Genomic DNA, 13,743 nt, shown 5'->3' with positions numbered 1-13,743 from the left:
GATGGATTTCCGATGAGCATCGCCGAATTTCCCGACGCGCTGGTCGCCACGTTGCGCCAGGCGTCCAGCGTGGTCTTCCTGACGGGCGCGGGCGTGTCCGCCGAAAGCGGCATTCCCACGTTTCGCGATCCCATGACGGGCCTGTGGGCGCGATACGACCCCATGGCGCTGGCCTGCGCCGATGCCTTCCGGCACGACGCCGAGCTGGTCTGGGGCTGGTACGAATGGCGCCGCATGGGCGTGCTGCGCGCGCGGCCCAACGGCGCGCACCTGGCCATCGCGGCGATGGCCACGCGGGTGCCGCACGCCACGGTGGTGACGCAGAACGTGGACGACCTTCACGAACGGGCGGGCAGCCGCGACGTGCTGCATCTGCATGGCCGGATGGACAAGCCGTTCTGCTTCGAATGCCGGCGCGACCACGCGTTTGCTCCAGGCATCCCGGCGGAACCGGAGGGCGGTCGCCGGTTGGCCCCGCCGCGCTGCGCGCATTGCGGCGGCGCGATACGGCCCGGGGTCGTATGGTTCGGCGAGACCCTGCCCGAGATCGAATGGGAGGCGGCGGTGGATGCCTGCGACGAATGCGAAATGCTGTTCACCATCGGCACCTCGGCGGCGGTGCAGCCCGCGGCGGGACTGTCGGCCCAGGCCGCGCGGCGCGGCGCCTGCGTGGTGCAGGTCAACCCGCAGCCCACGCCGCTGGACGGCATCGTCAAATACAACCTGGCCGGGCCGGCGGGCGAGATCCTGCCGGCGCTGTACGAGCGGGTGTGGGGACGCGGACCGGCATGATCCTCGCCGTCCCGTGACGCGGGTTCATGGGCAGAGGACACTTCATGACGCGGCACGGCGCCCCGGCCTGGCGAACCCATGCGCCGTGCCACGCAATGCCTGAAGCAATTCGTACGTCAGCGCCGGGGCGTCATGCCGATGCAGCAGGGCCACGGTGGTGGAGGTGTCCTCGTCCGCCAGCGGCACGAAACGCACCCCGGCCGGCGCGATGGACCGCATGCAGGCAGGCAGCAGCGACACGCCCATGCCCGCCGCGATCAGCGTCAGTTGCGTGGTCTTGCGCGAGGTGGCGCGGGCCGCGTGGGGAAAGAAACCGTTGCGCATGCAGAGCTCGGCCACGCGAAACCCCAGGCCGCCACGCTCGGGGTGCGGCAGGCAGACGAAGCGTTCATCCCGCAGGTCCGCGACCGCGACCTTCTTGCGGCGCGCCAGCCGGTGTCTTGCCGGCACCGCCAGCATCAGCGGTTCGGTCAGCAATTCTTCGATCCGCACGCCCGGATGCCGGTGTTGAACAGGTAGCCGCGCCAATCCGACATCGCCCGATCCCTGTTCGATATCGTCGCCCTGATGTTCTGACGTCAGTTGCGAAATCTCCAGCGATACGCCCTCATTCGCATCCAGGAACGCCTGGATCCGGCCCATCAGCACGGGATCCAGCGGCACCGAGCTGGAGTGCAGCAGCCGCACCAGGGCCTGTTCGCCGCGGTCGGCGTGCTGGGTCCGCACCAGCGTTTCGTTCAGGTTGAACAGCAGGCGCTTGGCGCCGTCGTAGAACGTACGGCCCGCCGGGGTCAGTTCCACACGGCGCGCGCCGCGCGTCAGCAGTTGCGCCTGTACGGTGGTTTCCAGTTCCTTGATCTGGCGGCTGAGCGCCGACTGCGCGATGTACAGCCGCTCGGCCGCCAGGCTGTAGTTGCCCGCCTCGACGATCTCCACGAAGTAGCGCAACTGCCGCATCGACACCATGGCTATGCCTTTTTGAGATAGGTTGGTGAGAATTCTATATTTTTCAGCAGCGGGGGCCAGGCCTATATTCATCGGCACGGCGGCACGTCGTGCCGGACAGCGGCCTCGCGAAGGGGTCATCGAATGACGTCGCGGCGGCCAGCAACACGCCCCGGCGCCGGCCGTGTGCGTTTCCATCATCAGGACATCCATGCCGCTGCTTGCTCATCTCGCCACTACCGACCTGCTGATCATCTGGCTGGGGGTGGCCATCGCCTATCTGGTCTTCGGCATCGCGGGCTTCGGCACCGCGCTGGTGGCCAGCCCCTTGCTGGCGCAGTTCATGCCGGTGGCGCAGATCGTGCCGCTGCTGGCCCTCCTGGATTTCTGCGCGGCGGCCACCCACCTGATCCGCGATGGCCGTCAGGCCGATAGGGCGGAACTGACGCGCCTGGCGCCGCTGATGCTGGCGGGCGGTTGCATCGGCACGGGCATCTTGCTCCACACGCGGCCCGACGTGCTGCTGCTGTTGCTGGGCGTATTCGTGATCGCTTATGCGCTGTATTCGCTGGCCGGCGGCTACCAGCCCGAATCCCGCTGCTCGCCGCGACTGGCCGTGCCTTTCGGATTGGCGGGTGGCGTCTTCGGCGCGCTGTTCGGCAGCGGCGGCTTCCTGTACGCCATCTATCTGCAGGGCAGGCTGGACGACAAGCAGCGCATGCGGGTGACGCAGAGCTCGCTGATCGGCCTGTCGACGTTGATACGGGTCGTGCTGTTCCTGATCGCGGGCGTCTATGCCGACGCCAATCTGCTGATCCTGGCCGCGCTGCTGGCGCCCAGCATGCTGATCGGCGTGTGGGCGGGACGGCGCATCACGCTGCGCCTGTCGCGCGAACAGTTCGTGCGGCTGGTCAACGGGGTGGTGCTGGTGTCGGGCGTGTTCGTGCTGGTGCGGTACTTCGCGTGAGGGGGCTTGAACCCCTCGCGCCTCGATCCCGTTCGGGAACCTCCTCACAGCATGGGCCGCTTGCGGGCGGGTAGAATCGTGGCCAGCGACAGAGACAGCAAGGGAGTCACGACGATGCTGCCAGGGTTTACCAAGTTGGCGATGCTGTTGCCCCGCGAGGGGCGAACGCTGCGGGCGTTCCTGTGGGTCTTCGCGGCGTTTGGCGTGTTGCTCCTGCTCACCTGGCTCTACGTCCAGGCATACGGCCAGTCGGAGACCTTCGTCTCGTGGATATTGGTTGGCGGCCTGGGCATCACTTTCTACTGCATGCTTGTCCTGTGGGGCCTCGTGGCGGTGCGCCGGTTGGTGCGGTTCCGGGCCAGGAGTCCGCAGACCAGGGGCAAGGTTCCGGCAGGGTGGTCTCTTCTGCTTTGGCCTTATCGGAAAGGCGACATCGAGCGAATCGACGCAGCAGGCCGCCTGGCTGAATTGATGACGTTCACCTTCGTCCTGATCAGCGTGGTCGGCCTGGCATTGGCAGTGGTGTTGCCGCATTGACGGCGTGGCGCGCGCGAGGCGTGATGCAGCAGGGGGCATTGCCCGGCCCAGCCGCCGTGTCGGGCTGACGCCACCAGAGGCGAAAGCCAATCATGTAGAAACAAAAAAGCCTTGGAACACGTCGTGTTGCCAAGGCTTTTTCGTCTGGAATCTTGGTGGAGCGGAGGAGGATCGAACTCCCGACCTTCGCATTGCGAACGCGACGCTCTCCCAGCTGAGCTACCGCCCCAAAGACGGAAAATATACCTGATTTTCCGAGCCGATGTAAATCCCGCAGGCTCAGGCGCCCGAGAGATCGAGCGTGGCCACCACCGGAGTGTGGTCCGACGGCTGCTCGTTGCGGCGCGGCTCCTTGTCGATGACGCAGGCCGTGCAGGCCTTCATCAGCGAGTCGGTCAGCAGGATGTGGTCGATGCGCAGCCCGGCATTGCGGCGGAACGCGAACTGCCGGTAGTCCCACCAGCTGAACGATTTCTCGGGCTGCTCGAACTGGCGGAAGGAGTCGGTCAGGCCCAGCTCCAGCAGGGCCTTGAAGGCTGACCGCTCGGGTTCGGACACCAGCACCTGGCCTTCCCATTTCTCGGGGTTGTACACGTCCTCGTCGGCCGGCGCCACGTTGTAGTCGCCCAGGATGGCCAGGCGCGGATGCACGGCCATTTCCTCCTGCAGCCAGCGTTTCAGTTCCGAGAACCACTCCAGCTTGTAGAGGTACTTTTCCGATTCCAGCGACTGGCCGTTGGGACAGTACGCGCAGATCACGCGCACGTCGCCGGCGGGGCTGGGCAGCGTCACGGCGATCACGCGCTGCTGCAGGTCTTCATAGCCGGGAATGTTGCGCACCACGTCGCGCGCGGGGTCGCGCGACAGGATGGCCACGCCGTTGTAGGTCTTCTGGCCGGTGAAGGCCGCGTGATAGCCGATCTCGGTGAAGGCCGCCGTGGGGAACTTGTCGTCCGTCAGCTTCAGTTCCTGCAGGCACAGGGCTTCGACGGGGTTGGCGGCCAGCCAGTCCAGCACCTGGGGCAGGCGGACGTTCAGGGAGTTGACGTTCCAGGTGGCGATACGCATCGTTGGGGAATCTCTCGATATCGGCGGGTCGCGGCCATCGTGCCGGCGAGCGACGCGCGCCGCGGCGGGCCGGGCAACCCGGGAAAGCAGCCCGTACGGCGTACAGGCGAATGGTGGGATGTGCCGGGATGGTAACAGCAGCCCTCCACGGGCGGGGCGCTTGCGCGATTCCCGGGGCGTCTACACGCGTAGGGGCAGCCCGACCGCGCTTCTGCAGAAGGCCAGCACCTCGCCGGTCAACGCTTCCTTGCCCATCCTGGTTGCCGAAACGATCTCCTGGTCGACGGCGCCGTGCACGGCGCTGAACACCATGGCGGCGGTCTGGCGGGGATTGCGCGAGCGCCACGCGCCGGCCTGCGCGCCGGCTTCGATCAGCCGCGCCAGGTGCGCGATGACGACATTGTCGTTGCGCGCATGCCGATGCGACGGCCGAAACTCGTGGAACACCAGATCGTGCAGCGCGAATTCCTTCAGGTAGAGATCGATGCCGGCTTCGATCCAGGCGTCCAGCCGCCCCGCCCAATCGTCGGCCGCGCGGCCCGCCACGGCATCCTCCAGGCGCGTCAGGAACTGTTCGACGAAGCGCTCGCGCAGCGCCTGCAGCACGTCGTCCTTCGTCTTGAAGTACAGGTAGAAGGTGCCCTTGGCGACGTCGGCCCGGTTGACGATCTCGTCGACGCTGGTGCCGTCGAATCCCCTGTCCAGGAAAAGCGCCAGTGCGGCGTCCATGAGTTCGCCCCGGCGGGTCTCCGCGGGCTTGGTGCGCGGGCGCTTGGCGTCGGGTGAAGAGGTCATCGGATGAGAGAGGGCCGGCGGGCAGCGCGCGGCGGCAGGGGCTGGGACACCCCCGGATTATCGCGTAACGCCTGCTGGACCCGGGCCTGGATGACGGCGGCGTCCCAGGCGGCCTCTTCCGCCGGGGCGACGAACCATCCCATGAAATCCAGCGCGCGGGCCACGTCCGCGAACACCTCGGCGGGCACGCCGAGCATGTGTTCGGCATCGGCGCCTTTTATCCGGTCCACCTGGGCGGGGGGCGCGACGATGGCCACGCAGAGGATCTGCCTGCCAGCCTGGACGGCATAGGCCTGCAGCCAGGCCTTGATGTCGCGCAGGGCATCCTCCGGCTCGCCGATGCTCTGGTCGCCGCCCGCCAGCACGTGCAGCACGGCCAGCCGCTCACCGCTGCCGGGCCATTGGGTGGCGGGCATCCAGGCGCCGGCCCGCTCGGCCGCCGTGCGCGCATGGTGGGCGATGCTGATGGCCAGGGGCAGGTTTTCGAGTTCGTGCAGGGTCATGGTGGGTCCTTCCTGGCGGCGGCCACGCTGGCCAAGGGTGTTGCGGCGAGCAAGGCCGGCCAGCATCGGCAGCGAAGCGCGCCAGGGCGTGTGCAGGGCAGTGGATGACGGGATATTAACTGACTAACGGTCAGTCATCAATATGAACAAGATTGATTCCTGTTTGTTCGACGGCGCCGCGAGGTGCGGGCCTCAGCGGGAATGCCGCATGCTGCGCAGCGCCGTCGACGCCGCTGCAAGCGGGGGCGTCGATTTTTGCCGCGGCGTGGGCAGGATATCCGCGCCTGGCCGCTCAGTACCGGAACACAGGAGAACCCGCATGGACAAGCACGTGCATTACGACAGCAGGCAGGATCTGATCGTCTTCAGCCTGGCGGGAGAAACCAGCGAGTGGGTCGAGGCCGCCGTGACGGGACAGGCGCTGGCACGGGCTTACGGTTGTGGAGAGGGCGAGGCCGCGCGCCTGAAAGCCTTTGCCGATCACGAACAGCAGATCCGTAACCGCGCCGAACAACTGCTGGACGAGGGGCAGGAGCCGCTGGTCAAGGAGGAAGACCTGGCGCCCAGAAACCAGTCGGGAGCGAAGAAGGAGGTGTTGCGGGGGATCGGAGAGGACGACGCGGGGGCGGTCTAGCGATCGTCACGCGCGCCGCATATCGGATGAGTGGCGGGGGGCACCGGCGCGGCCGGTTTTCATCGGCCCGCCTTCCCCAGCCGCTTCTGCTCGTACATCGCCGCATCCGCGTCCGCCAGCAGCGCCTGCACCGAGGCATGCCTTTGCGGGTCGTATGTCGTGCGGCCCACGCTGTACTTGATGGCGTACCCGCGGTTCAGCGACCGGTTCTTCTCATCCATCGCTTCGCGCAGCCGTGAAGCGATCCGCTCCACGTCTTCTGCGCCGGCATCCACCAGCAGCACCACGAATTCATCCCCGCCCAGCCGCGCGATCACGTCCATGTTGCGCAAGGACGTGCGCAATACCGCGGCGAAGGTCACCAGCGCCCGGTCGCCTTCGGCGTGCCCGAACTGGTCATTGATCGGCTTGAACTCGTTCAGGTCGAAGAACAGCAGCGTGGCCGATTTCTCCATGCGCTGGCAGAAGCTCAGCGCGTGCATGGCCAGGGTCTCGAAGCCCGCGCGGTTCGACAGCCCGGTCAGCGGGTCGGTGCCCGCCAGCTTCAGGCTGGAAAGCTCTTCCTCCACCATACTGGCCAGGTCGCGCAGCAAGCCCTGATTCTCTTCATCCATGACACGCGGCTCGAAGTCCAGCAGGCAAAGGGTGCCCAGCTTGCTGCCATCCGGGGCGGACAGCGGGCAGCCGGCGTAGAAGCGGATGCGCGGATCGCCGGATACCAGCGGGTTGTCGTGGAAGCGCTCGTCCTGCCGGGCGTCGGGCACCAGGAACATGTCGTCGCTCAGGATGGCGTGGGCACAGAAGGAGACGTCGCGCGGCGTTTGCGGCAGCTCCAGGCCCATGCGCGACTTGAACCACTGGCGGTCGGTGTCGATCAGGCTGACCAGCGAAACCGGCACGCCGAACAGGCGGCGGGCCATGCGGGTGTAGCGGTCGAACCGTTCTTCGGGCAGCGTGTCCAGGATATTCAGGGATCGCAGCGCCGCGATGCGCGCTCTTTCATCGGCCGGTGTGGGCGCAGCCTGCATGACACATACCTCCACTATCGACGGTGACGTGTGATGGAGCAGGCCGCGGAGAAGGAAACGGAAGACGCGGCTGCTCGCCGTTATCCGGATCATTCTAGTCCAAGGTGCCGGAGCCGATACTTGATCGACAACCCCCGTTTCAACTGAAAACACGCAACAGCATGACTTTCGCGGTGTCGTGAAAGATATACATCCGTCGGCATGACAGCGTTTTCAGGTAGGTGGCCGATTCCCCGCGGCATACAATTCGCCACCCGCCGCCCAGCCGTCCGTGGCGCACGGGGCTGGTTGCGCGTGCCTTCAAGACAATGACCCGAATCCTCATCCGTCCCGACCTTCGCCATCTCATCCTCTGGACGTCGTTGATCATCTTCGCGCTGGCGCTGGCCAACACGTTCGTCGCGGCGTACCGGGTCCAGCAAAGCGCCTTGCTGGCCAATACGCTGGAATTGAACCGCGTCTACGCGACCAAGGTGGCGCAGGCCACGGACGTTTTCCTGGGCGGCGCGCGCCAGTTGCTGGGGGCCGGGGCGGATGAGCTGAGCGGCAAGAGCGATCTCAACGGGCAGTCGGCCAAGCTGGTGGTCGACCGGTTGTCCCGCGTGACCAACACCTTCAACTCGCTGATCGTCATCGATCAGCGCGGCCTGGTGCTGGCCACCATCCCGGCCACGCTGCGCCTGGTCGGCACCGTGCTGCAAAGCGATGAGACCCGGCGCGTGCTCAGCGCGCGCGCGCCGACGACTTCCGAGCCCTACCGGGCGGTCACCGGACGCTGGATCGTGACGGTCTCGCACCCCGTGTTCGACGCCGATGGCCGATATGCCGGAGCGTTGTTCGGCACGATCTATCTGCACGAACGGAATGCGCTGCACACGGTGCTGGCCGAGCATGATTTCACGGATGGCTCGCTGCTGTACGTCGTCGACAAGAGCGGCCGCATTCTCTATCACCCCGATAACGCCAAGGTGGGCGAGCAGGTCGGCAAGCATCCGGCCGTGCTGCTGGCGCGGGCGGCCAGGACCGGCTCGGCGCGGGTGCGCGACGATGACGGCATCGACGAACTGGCGGGATACGCGCGCATGGGCTCCACGGGATGGACGGTGATCGCGCAAAGGCCGACGGCGGTGGCCCTGGACGTGGTCCAGGAACAGTTCGGGCGCATGTTCCTGTTCTCGGTGCCCATCATCGCCCTGTGCCTGGCCGGCATCTGGTGGCTGGCGCAGTTCGTGTCGGTGCCATTGCGCACATTGGCGGATGCGGCGGGCGAGCTGGGTTCCAATCAGGCCGCCGACCGGATACGCGGCGTCAATGGCTGGTATTTCGAGGTCGAGGAACTGCGGGGCGCCATGCTGCGCGCCGCCAGCGCGGTGGCGGGCCGGATCGGCCGCTTGAAGCGCGAACGCGCGTCGGACCCCCTGACCGGCCTGCTCAACCGGCGCGGCGCGGACGAGGCGCTGATCGACGCATGCAACCAGAACGCATCGATGTCCGTGGTGCTGATGGACGTCGACAACTTCAAGAAGATCAACGACACGCGGGGCCACGCGGCCGGCGACGAGGTGCTGCGCGGCCTGGCCGGCGTGGTGCGGGCGCAGGTGCGCGAGGACGATATCGCCGCGCGCATGGGCGGCGAAGAGCTGGCGGTGTTCGTGCCCGGCGTGGATCGCGAGGATGGACTGGCGTTCGCCGAGCGCCTGCGCCACGCGGTCGAGGCCGCACTGGGCGGCGTCACCGTGTCGATCGGCGTCGCGCGTTGGCCGGACCACGGTTCGACCTTGGACGCCGCCATCGCACAGGCCGACCAGGCCATGTACGAGGCCAAGCGCGCGGGCAAGAACCGCGTGCGCAGCGCGCCCTAGTTGTCCTGGTGGTCTCAGGCCGGCACGACGTAATCCGGATAACGCCGGCAGATCTCGTCGACCTGGCTCAGGGTTCCCGACAGATGTTCGCGCAGCGCCTGCTGCGCGCCCGCCACGTCCTGCGCCGCGATGGCATTCACGATGCGCTGGTGGTCGCGCAGGATGCGGTCGGCCTTGCCGGCTTCCGGCAGGTGGAGGCGGCGCAGCCGGTCGACGTGGCCGCTGTGGCGCTGCTCCAGTTCCCATAGATGGCCCACGCCGGCCGCGTCGTGCATTTCGCGGTGAAAGGCCTGGTCGGCCGCGATGAAGCGCTGGTAGCGCTCGGGGCCCAGGTTGGCGCGCTGCACGTCGATATGGGCCTGCAGGCGGTCGATCAGGGCGGCATCGGCCTGACTGGCCAACTGATGCACGATCTCCAGTTCCAGCGAACGGCGCAGGAAATGCGCCTGGCGCGCCGCCGCGATGTCGATGCGGCTGACGGCGGTGGTGTGCTGCGGAAAGATGTCGACCAGGCCTTCGTCGCGCAGTTGGCTCAGGGCGTCGCGGATGGGAGTCTGGCTCAGGCCGAACGCATCGGCCAACTCGCCGCGCGACAGCACCGTGCCGGGCGCCAGCTCCAGCGACATGATCAGGTCGCGCAGCTTTTCGAACACCTGCGGGGCGGCATGGCGCGAGCGATCGAGGCGCAGGTCGGCGGGCAGGGAGTCCAGCAAGGTCATGGGCAAGGGCAGGGCGATGAATGCCCGGATTGTACCGAGGCGGATTCGGATTGACGTACTAATATATTAGTGTTTCAATCTTCCGCATCGATGACCAACCCCCCCCCGCTTCCGCCATGACCCGTTCCTACGAAGACCTGCGCAGCGCCCGCTGGATGGCCCATGACGACCTTCGATCCTTCGGCCACCGCTCGCGCATGATGCAGATGGGGTATGGGCCGCAGGACTGGGCCGGACGGCCGGTCATCGCGATCATCAACACCTGGTCCGACCTCAACCCCTGCCACAGCCATTTCAAGCAGCGCGTGGAAGACGTCAAGCGCGGCGTGTTCCAGGCAGGGGGATTCCCGGTGGAACTGCCGGCCATTTCCGTGTCCGAGTCCATGGTCAAGCCCACCACCATGTTGTACCGGAACTTCCTGGCCATGGAGACCGAGGAACTGCTGCGCAGCCACCCGGTGGACGGCGCGGTGCTGATGGGCGGCTGCGACAAGACCACGCCGGGCCTGATCATGGGCGCCATCAGCGCCAACCTGCCGTGCGTGTACGTGCCCGCCGGCCCCATGCTGCGCGGCAACTGGAAGGGCAAGATCCTGGGTTCGGGATCGGATGCCTGGAAGCTGTGGGACGAGCGCCGCGCCGGCAACCTCACCACCGAGCAGTGGACGGAGGTCGAGGGCGGCATCGCGCGCAGCTACGGCACCTGCATGACGATGGGCACGGCCAGCACCATGACCGCCATCGCCGAAGCCATCGGCATGACGCTGCCGGGCGCCTCGTCCATTCCGGCCGCCGACGTCAATCACATGCGCATGTCGGCCGAATGCGGCCGGCGCGCCGTGCAGATGGTGTGGGAAGACCTGACGCCGCAGCGCATCCTGACGCCGGCCTCGTTCCACAATGCCATCAACGTCGCCATGGCCATGGGCTGTTCGACCAACGCCATCGTGCACCTGGTGGCCATGTCGCGCCGCGCCGGCTGCGCGGTCGGCCTGGACGACTTCGACGCCGCCAGCCGCAAGGTGCCGGTGATCGCCAACATCCGTCCCAGCGGCAGCACGTACCTGATGGAAGATTTCTTCTATGCGGGCGGGCTGCCCGGCCTGATGACACGCCTGGCCGGCAAGCACCTTGACCTGTCGGCCATGACGGTCACCGGTCGCACGCTGGGCGAGAACATCCAGGGCGCGGAGGTCTACAACGACGACGTGATCCGCCCGCTGGACAACGCCATCTATGACGAGGGCGCGCTGGCGGTGCTGCGCGGCAACCTGGCGCCGGATGGCTGCGTGATCAAGCCCAGCGCCTGCGCGCCGCGGTATCTGCAACACACGGGGCCGGCCCTGGTGTTCGACGACTATCCCAGCATGAAGGCCGCGGTGGACGACGAGAACCTGGACGTCACCGCCGACCACATCATGATCCTGCGCAACGCCGGGCCGCAGGGCGGGCCGGGCATGCCCGAATGGGGCATGCTGCCCATCCCGACCAAGCTGGTCAGGCAGGGCGTGCGCGACATGCTGCGGCTGTCCGATGCCCGCATGAGCGGCACCAGCTACGGCGCCTGCATCCTGCACGCCGCGCCCGAATCGTACGTGGGCGGCCCGCTGGCGCTGGTGCGCACGGGCGACCTCATCACCGTCGACGTGCCGGCGCGCCGCATCCACCTGAACGTCAGCGACGAGGAACTGGCGGCCCGCCGCGCGGCCTGGACGCCGCCGCCGCGCCGCTACGAACGCGGCTACGGATGGATGTACAGCCAGCACATCCTGCAGGCCAACGACGGCTGCGACTTCGATTTCCTTGAAACCGGCTTCGGCGCGCCCGTGCCCGAACCCTCGATTTTCTGATCCCCGCGGCGCGGGCCCACGGGGCCGCGCCGCTTCGCATCCCCGGAGACACCGTGTCCCAGCTCAACCCCGAAACCCGCGCCCGGCTGCTGGGCGTCAGCACCGCCACGCTCTGCACCGCGCTGTTCAAGCGCGGCCTGCGCAACCAGTTCATCCAGGACGTGCATCCGCTGAACCGTTCGCTGCCCAACATGGTGGGGCCGGCCTTCACGCTGCGCTACATCCCGGCGCGCGAAGACCTGAACACCATCAAGGTGTTCGAGGACCGCGCGCATCCGCAGCGGGTGGCCGTCGAGACCTGCCCGGAGGGCGCCGTGCTGGTCATCGACAGCCGCAAGGACGCGCGGGCCGCGTCGGCCGGCGGCATCCTGGTCACGCGCCTGATGAAACGCGGCGTGGCCGGCGTGGTGACCGACGGCGGCTTTCGTGATTCGCCCGAAATCGCCACCCTGCGGATTCCCGCTTATCACAACCGCCCCTCGGCTCCGACCAACCTGACGCTGCACCAGGCCATGGACATGAACCTGCCCATCGCCTGCGGCGACGTGGCGGTGTTTCCGGGCGACGTGGTGGTGGGCGACGGCGAGGGCGTGGTCGTGATTCCCGCCGCGATCGCGGATGAGATCGCGGTGGAGGCCGTGGAGATGACCGCTTTCGAGGACTTCGTTACCCATGAAGTGCAGCAGGGCGCCTCGGTGCTGGGCCTGTATCCGCCCACCGATCCGGGCACCCGCGACCGATTCGCGGCATGGCGCGCGCAGCAGGGGCGCTGAGGACGTGATGGATCCGTGTGGCGGGCGGCCGGCCCGCCACACGGAGAGCTTCGCGGCAGTACCGGACGGCGACGCGCCGGATCGGCCGGCCACGCCTACCTATATAAAACCGGAGACAAACCATGCAACCCACCCGCCGCATCCTGATGGCCGGCGTACTGGCGGCCGCCCTGTGCGCGCCCGCGCTGTCCGCCCAGGCCGCCGACTGGCCCACCCAGAAACCCATCAGCTACGTCGTGCCTTTCACCGTGGGCGGCTCGACCGACGTGGTCGGCCGCGTCATCGCCCAGAAGCTGGGCGAGCGCCTGCACCAGAACGTCGTGGTCGAGAACAAGCCCGGCGCGGCCGGCGGCATCGGCGCGGCCTATGTGGCCAAGGCCACGCCCGACGGCTATACCCTGTTCGGCGGCACCATCAGCACGCACGCCATCAACGCCAGCCTGTACAAGAACCTGAAGTACGACCCCGTGAAGGACTTCGAGCCCGTCTCGCTGGTGGCCACGCTGCCCAACGTGCTGCTGGTCGATCCCAATCTGGGCGTGAATTCGGTGGCCGACCTGATCGCCCTGCTCAAGCGCGATCCGGCCAAGCGCACCTTCGCGTCTTCGGGCGCGGGAACGTCCACGCACCTGACGGGCGAACTGTTCGCCGGCATGATCGGCGTGCCGCTGACGCACGTGCCGTACAAGGGCACGCCGCCCGCCATGGTGGACGTGTCGTCCGGCGCCGTCACGTTCATGTTCGACCAGATGACGGCCGCGCTGCCGCTGCTGCAGACCGGCAAGCTGAAGCTGCTGGCGGTGACCACGAAGAACCGCATCAAGCTCTCGCCCGGGACGCCGACGCTGGCGGAGGCGGGCGTGCCGGGCTTCGACGTGGCGTCGTGGCAGGCCGTGTATGCGCCCAAGGGCACGCCCAAGCCCATCGTCGACCGCCTGTCGCGCGAGATCGCGGCGATCCTGAAAGAGCCCGACGTGCAGGAGAAGCTGGGCAAGACCATGGGCATGGAACTGGTGGGCGGCACGCCCGACAAGTTGCGTGACCTGATGGCCGCCGAGATTCCGCGCTGGGCGGAAGTGGTGAAGCAGTCGGGCGCCAGCGTGGATTGACCGGCGGATCGGGTGCCTAGGCCATGTTTGTGACCTGGGCATGACGCGGGCAAGCGTTGCATGCCCAGTGTTTCTGCCCATTGCCCGCGCCGTCATCACCCGTTACGATTTGCGCTCATCCCGGTAACCCGCATCGGCGCTAGGTTGCCGGCCCATGCGCT

The 13,743-nt window shown here is 67.5% G+C and carries 14 protein-coding genes and 1 tRNA gene; 8 read left to right on the top strand and 7 right to left on the bottom strand.

Annotation, left to right across the window (positions count from 1 at the left end; genetic code table 11):
• Positions 1–12 precede the first annotated feature (12 nt).
• The gene (locus A6745_RS17410; protein WP_066129895.1) at positions 13–792 is read left to right on the top strand and encodes an SIR2 family NAD-dependent protein deacylase; all 780 of its coding nucleotides are present in this window, start codon (positions 13–15) and stop codon (positions 790–792) included.
• Positions 793–834: 42 nt separating this feature from the next.
• Here A6745_RS17410 and A6745_RS17405 read toward each other — a convergent pair whose 3' ends face one another.
• A complete protein-coding gene (locus tag A6745_RS17405; RefSeq protein ID WP_066129892.1) occupies positions 835–1,758 on the bottom strand; it encodes a LysR family transcriptional regulator in 924 nt (307 codons plus the stop codon).
• Between the two features lie 190 nt (positions 1,759–1,948).
• Between A6745_RS17405 and A6745_RS17400 the strand changes: the two genes are divergently transcribed.
• Both A6745_RS17400 and A6745_RS17395 read left to right on the top strand, forming a co-directional pair.
• Positions 1,949–2,704, top strand: a complete 756-nt coding sequence (locus tag A6745_RS17400) for a sulfite exporter TauE/SafE family protein (protein ID WP_066129889.1) — start codon at positions 1,949–1,951, stop codon at positions 2,702–2,704.
• 78 nt (positions 2,705–2,782) lie between these two features.
• Complete coding sequence (locus tag A6745_RS17395) at positions 2,783–3,241, top strand: hypothetical protein (protein WP_156513434.1); 459 nt, start codon at positions 2,783–2,785, stop codon at positions 3,239–3,241.
• 153 nt (positions 3,242–3,394) lie between these two features.
• Here A6745_RS17395 and A6745_RS17390 read toward each other — a convergent pair.
• The 4 genes from A6745_RS17390 to A6745_RS17375 all read right to left on the bottom strand — a co-directional run bounded on the left by A6745_RS17390 (position 3,395) and on the right by A6745_RS17375 (position 5,607).
• A tRNA-Ala gene (locus tag A6745_RS17390) sits at positions 3,395–3,470 on the bottom strand.
• A 50-nt stretch (positions 3,471–3,520) separates the two neighbouring features.
• On the bottom strand, positions 3,521–4,309 hold the full coding sequence (gene xth / locus A6745_RS17385) for an exodeoxyribonuclease III (RefSeq protein WP_066129884.1): 789 nt from the start codon (positions 4,307–4,309) through the stop codon (positions 3,521–3,523).
• A gap of 180 nt (positions 4,310–4,489) precedes the next feature.
• Positions 4,490–5,104, bottom strand: a complete 615-nt coding sequence (locus tag A6745_RS17380) for a TetR/AcrR family transcriptional regulator (protein WP_066129882.1) — start codon at positions 5,102–5,104, stop codon at positions 4,490–4,492.
• Positions 5,101–5,607, bottom strand: coding sequence for a hypothetical protein (locus A6745_RS17375; protein ID WP_156513433.1), 507 nt, complete (start codon positions 5,605–5,607; stop codon positions 5,101–5,103). The genes A6745_RS17380 and A6745_RS17375 overlap by 4 nt, the downstream gene beginning before the upstream one ends.
• 319 nt (positions 5,608–5,926) lie before the next feature.
• Between A6745_RS17375 and A6745_RS17370 the strand changes: the two genes are divergently transcribed.
• Positions 5,927–6,241, top strand: a complete 315-nt coding sequence (locus A6745_RS17370) for a DUF1488 family protein (RefSeq protein WP_066129876.1) — start codon at positions 5,927–5,929, stop codon at positions 6,239–6,241.
• A 59-nt stretch (positions 6,242–6,300) separates the two neighbouring features.
• Here A6745_RS17370 and A6745_RS17365 read toward each other — a convergent pair whose 3' ends face one another.
• Positions 6,301–7,269 carry a GGDEF domain-containing protein gene (locus A6745_RS17365; RefSeq protein ID WP_066129873.1) on the bottom strand — a complete coding sequence of 323 codons (969 nt, stop codon included), beginning with the start codon at positions 7,267–7,269 and terminating at the stop codon, positions 6,301–6,303.
• Between the two features lie 308 nt (positions 7,270–7,577).
• On the opposite strand from A6745_RS17365, the gene A6745_RS17360 reads away from it, so the two are divergent.
• Entirely contained in the window at positions 7,578–9,131 is a 1,554-nt protein-coding gene (locus A6745_RS17360; RefSeq protein WP_066129872.1) for a sensor domain-containing diguanylate cyclase, read from the top strand.
• A 14-nt stretch (positions 9,132–9,145) separates the two neighbouring features.
• On the opposite strand, the gene A6745_RS17355 is transcribed toward A6745_RS17360, so the two are convergent.
• Complete coding sequence (locus A6745_RS17355; protein ID WP_066129869.1) at positions 9,146–9,850, bottom strand: GntR family transcriptional regulator; 705 nt, start codon at positions 9,848–9,850, stop codon at positions 9,146–9,148.
• A 116-nt stretch (positions 9,851–9,966) separates the two neighbouring features.
• Between A6745_RS17355 and araD the strand changes: the two genes are divergently transcribed.
• The 3 genes from araD (at position 9,967) to A6745_RS17340 (ending at position 13,582) form a co-directional block, all read left to right on the top strand.
• Positions 9,967–11,700, top strand: coding sequence for an L-arabinonate dehydratase (araD, locus tag A6745_RS17350; protein ID WP_066129867.1), 1,734 nt, complete (start codon positions 9,967–9,969; stop codon positions 11,698–11,700).
• A gap of 53 nt (positions 11,701–11,753) precedes the next feature.
• Positions 11,754–12,473, top strand: a complete 720-nt coding sequence (locus A6745_RS17345) for a ribonuclease activity regulator RraA (protein ID WP_066129865.1) — start codon at positions 11,754–11,756, stop codon at positions 12,471–12,473.
• 122 nt (positions 12,474–12,595) lie between these two features.
• Complete coding sequence (locus A6745_RS17340; protein ID WP_066129862.1) at positions 12,596–13,582, top strand: Bug family tripartite tricarboxylate transporter substrate binding protein; 987 nt, start codon at positions 12,596–12,598, stop codon at positions 13,580–13,582.
• The last annotated feature ends 161 nt before the right edge of the window (positions 13,583–13,743 follow it).

Source organism: Bordetella ansorpii, assembly GCF_900078705.1.
Lineage (GTDB): Bacteria > Pseudomonadota > Gammaproteobacteria > Burkholderiales > Burkholderiaceae_B > Bordetella > Bordetella ansorpii_A.
This window is presented reverse-complemented; position numbering and strand designations above follow the sequence as displayed.

Excerpts from the sequence above, each read along its gene's own strand:
- A6745_RS17360 (WP_066129872.1), top strand. The coding sequence starts at position 7,578 with ATGACCCGAATCCTCATCCGTCCCGACCTTCGCCATCTCATCCTCTGG.
- araD (WP_066129867.1), top strand. The coding sequence starts at position 9,967 with ATGACCCGTTCCTACGAAGACCTGCGCAGCGCCCGCTGGATGGCCCAT.
- A6745_RS17400 (WP_066129889.1), top strand. The coding sequence starts at position 1,949 with ATGCCGCTGCTTGCTCATCTCGCCACTACCGACCTGCTGATCATCTGG.
- A6745_RS17340 (WP_066129862.1), top strand. The coding sequence starts at position 12,596 with ATGCAACCCACCCGCCGCATCCTGATGGCCGGCGTACTGGCGGCCGCC.
- A6745_RS17370 (WP_066129876.1), top strand. The coding sequence starts at position 5,927 with ATGGACAAGCACGTGCATTACGACAGCAGGCAGGATCTGATCGTCTTC.
- A6745_RS17405 (WP_066129892.1), bottom strand. The coding sequence starts at position 1,758 with ATGGTGTCGATGCGGCAGTTGCGCTACTTCGTGGAGATCGTCGAGGCG.
- A6745_RS17355 (WP_066129869.1), bottom strand. The coding sequence starts at position 9,850 with ATGACCTTGCTGGACTCCCTGCCCGCCGACCTGCGCCTCGATCGCTCG.
- A6745_RS17375 (WP_156513433.1), bottom strand. The coding sequence starts at position 5,607 with ATGACCCTGCACGAACTCGAAAACCTGCCCCTGGCCATCAGCATCGCC.
- A6745_RS17410 (WP_066129895.1), top strand. The coding sequence starts at position 13 with ATGAGCATCGCCGAATTTCCCGACGCGCTGGTCGCCACGTTGCGCCAG.
- A6745_RS17380 (WP_066129882.1), bottom strand. The coding sequence starts at position 5,104 with ATGACCTCTTCACCCGACGCCAAGCGCCCGCGCACCAAGCCCGCGGAG.
- A6745_RS17365 (WP_066129873.1), bottom strand. The coding sequence starts at position 7,269 with ATGCAGGCTGCGCCCACACCGGCCGATGAAAGAGCGCGCATCGCGGCG.
- xth (WP_066129884.1), bottom strand. The coding sequence starts at position 4,309 with ATGCGTATCGCCACCTGGAACGTCAACTCCCTGAACGTCCGCCTGCCC.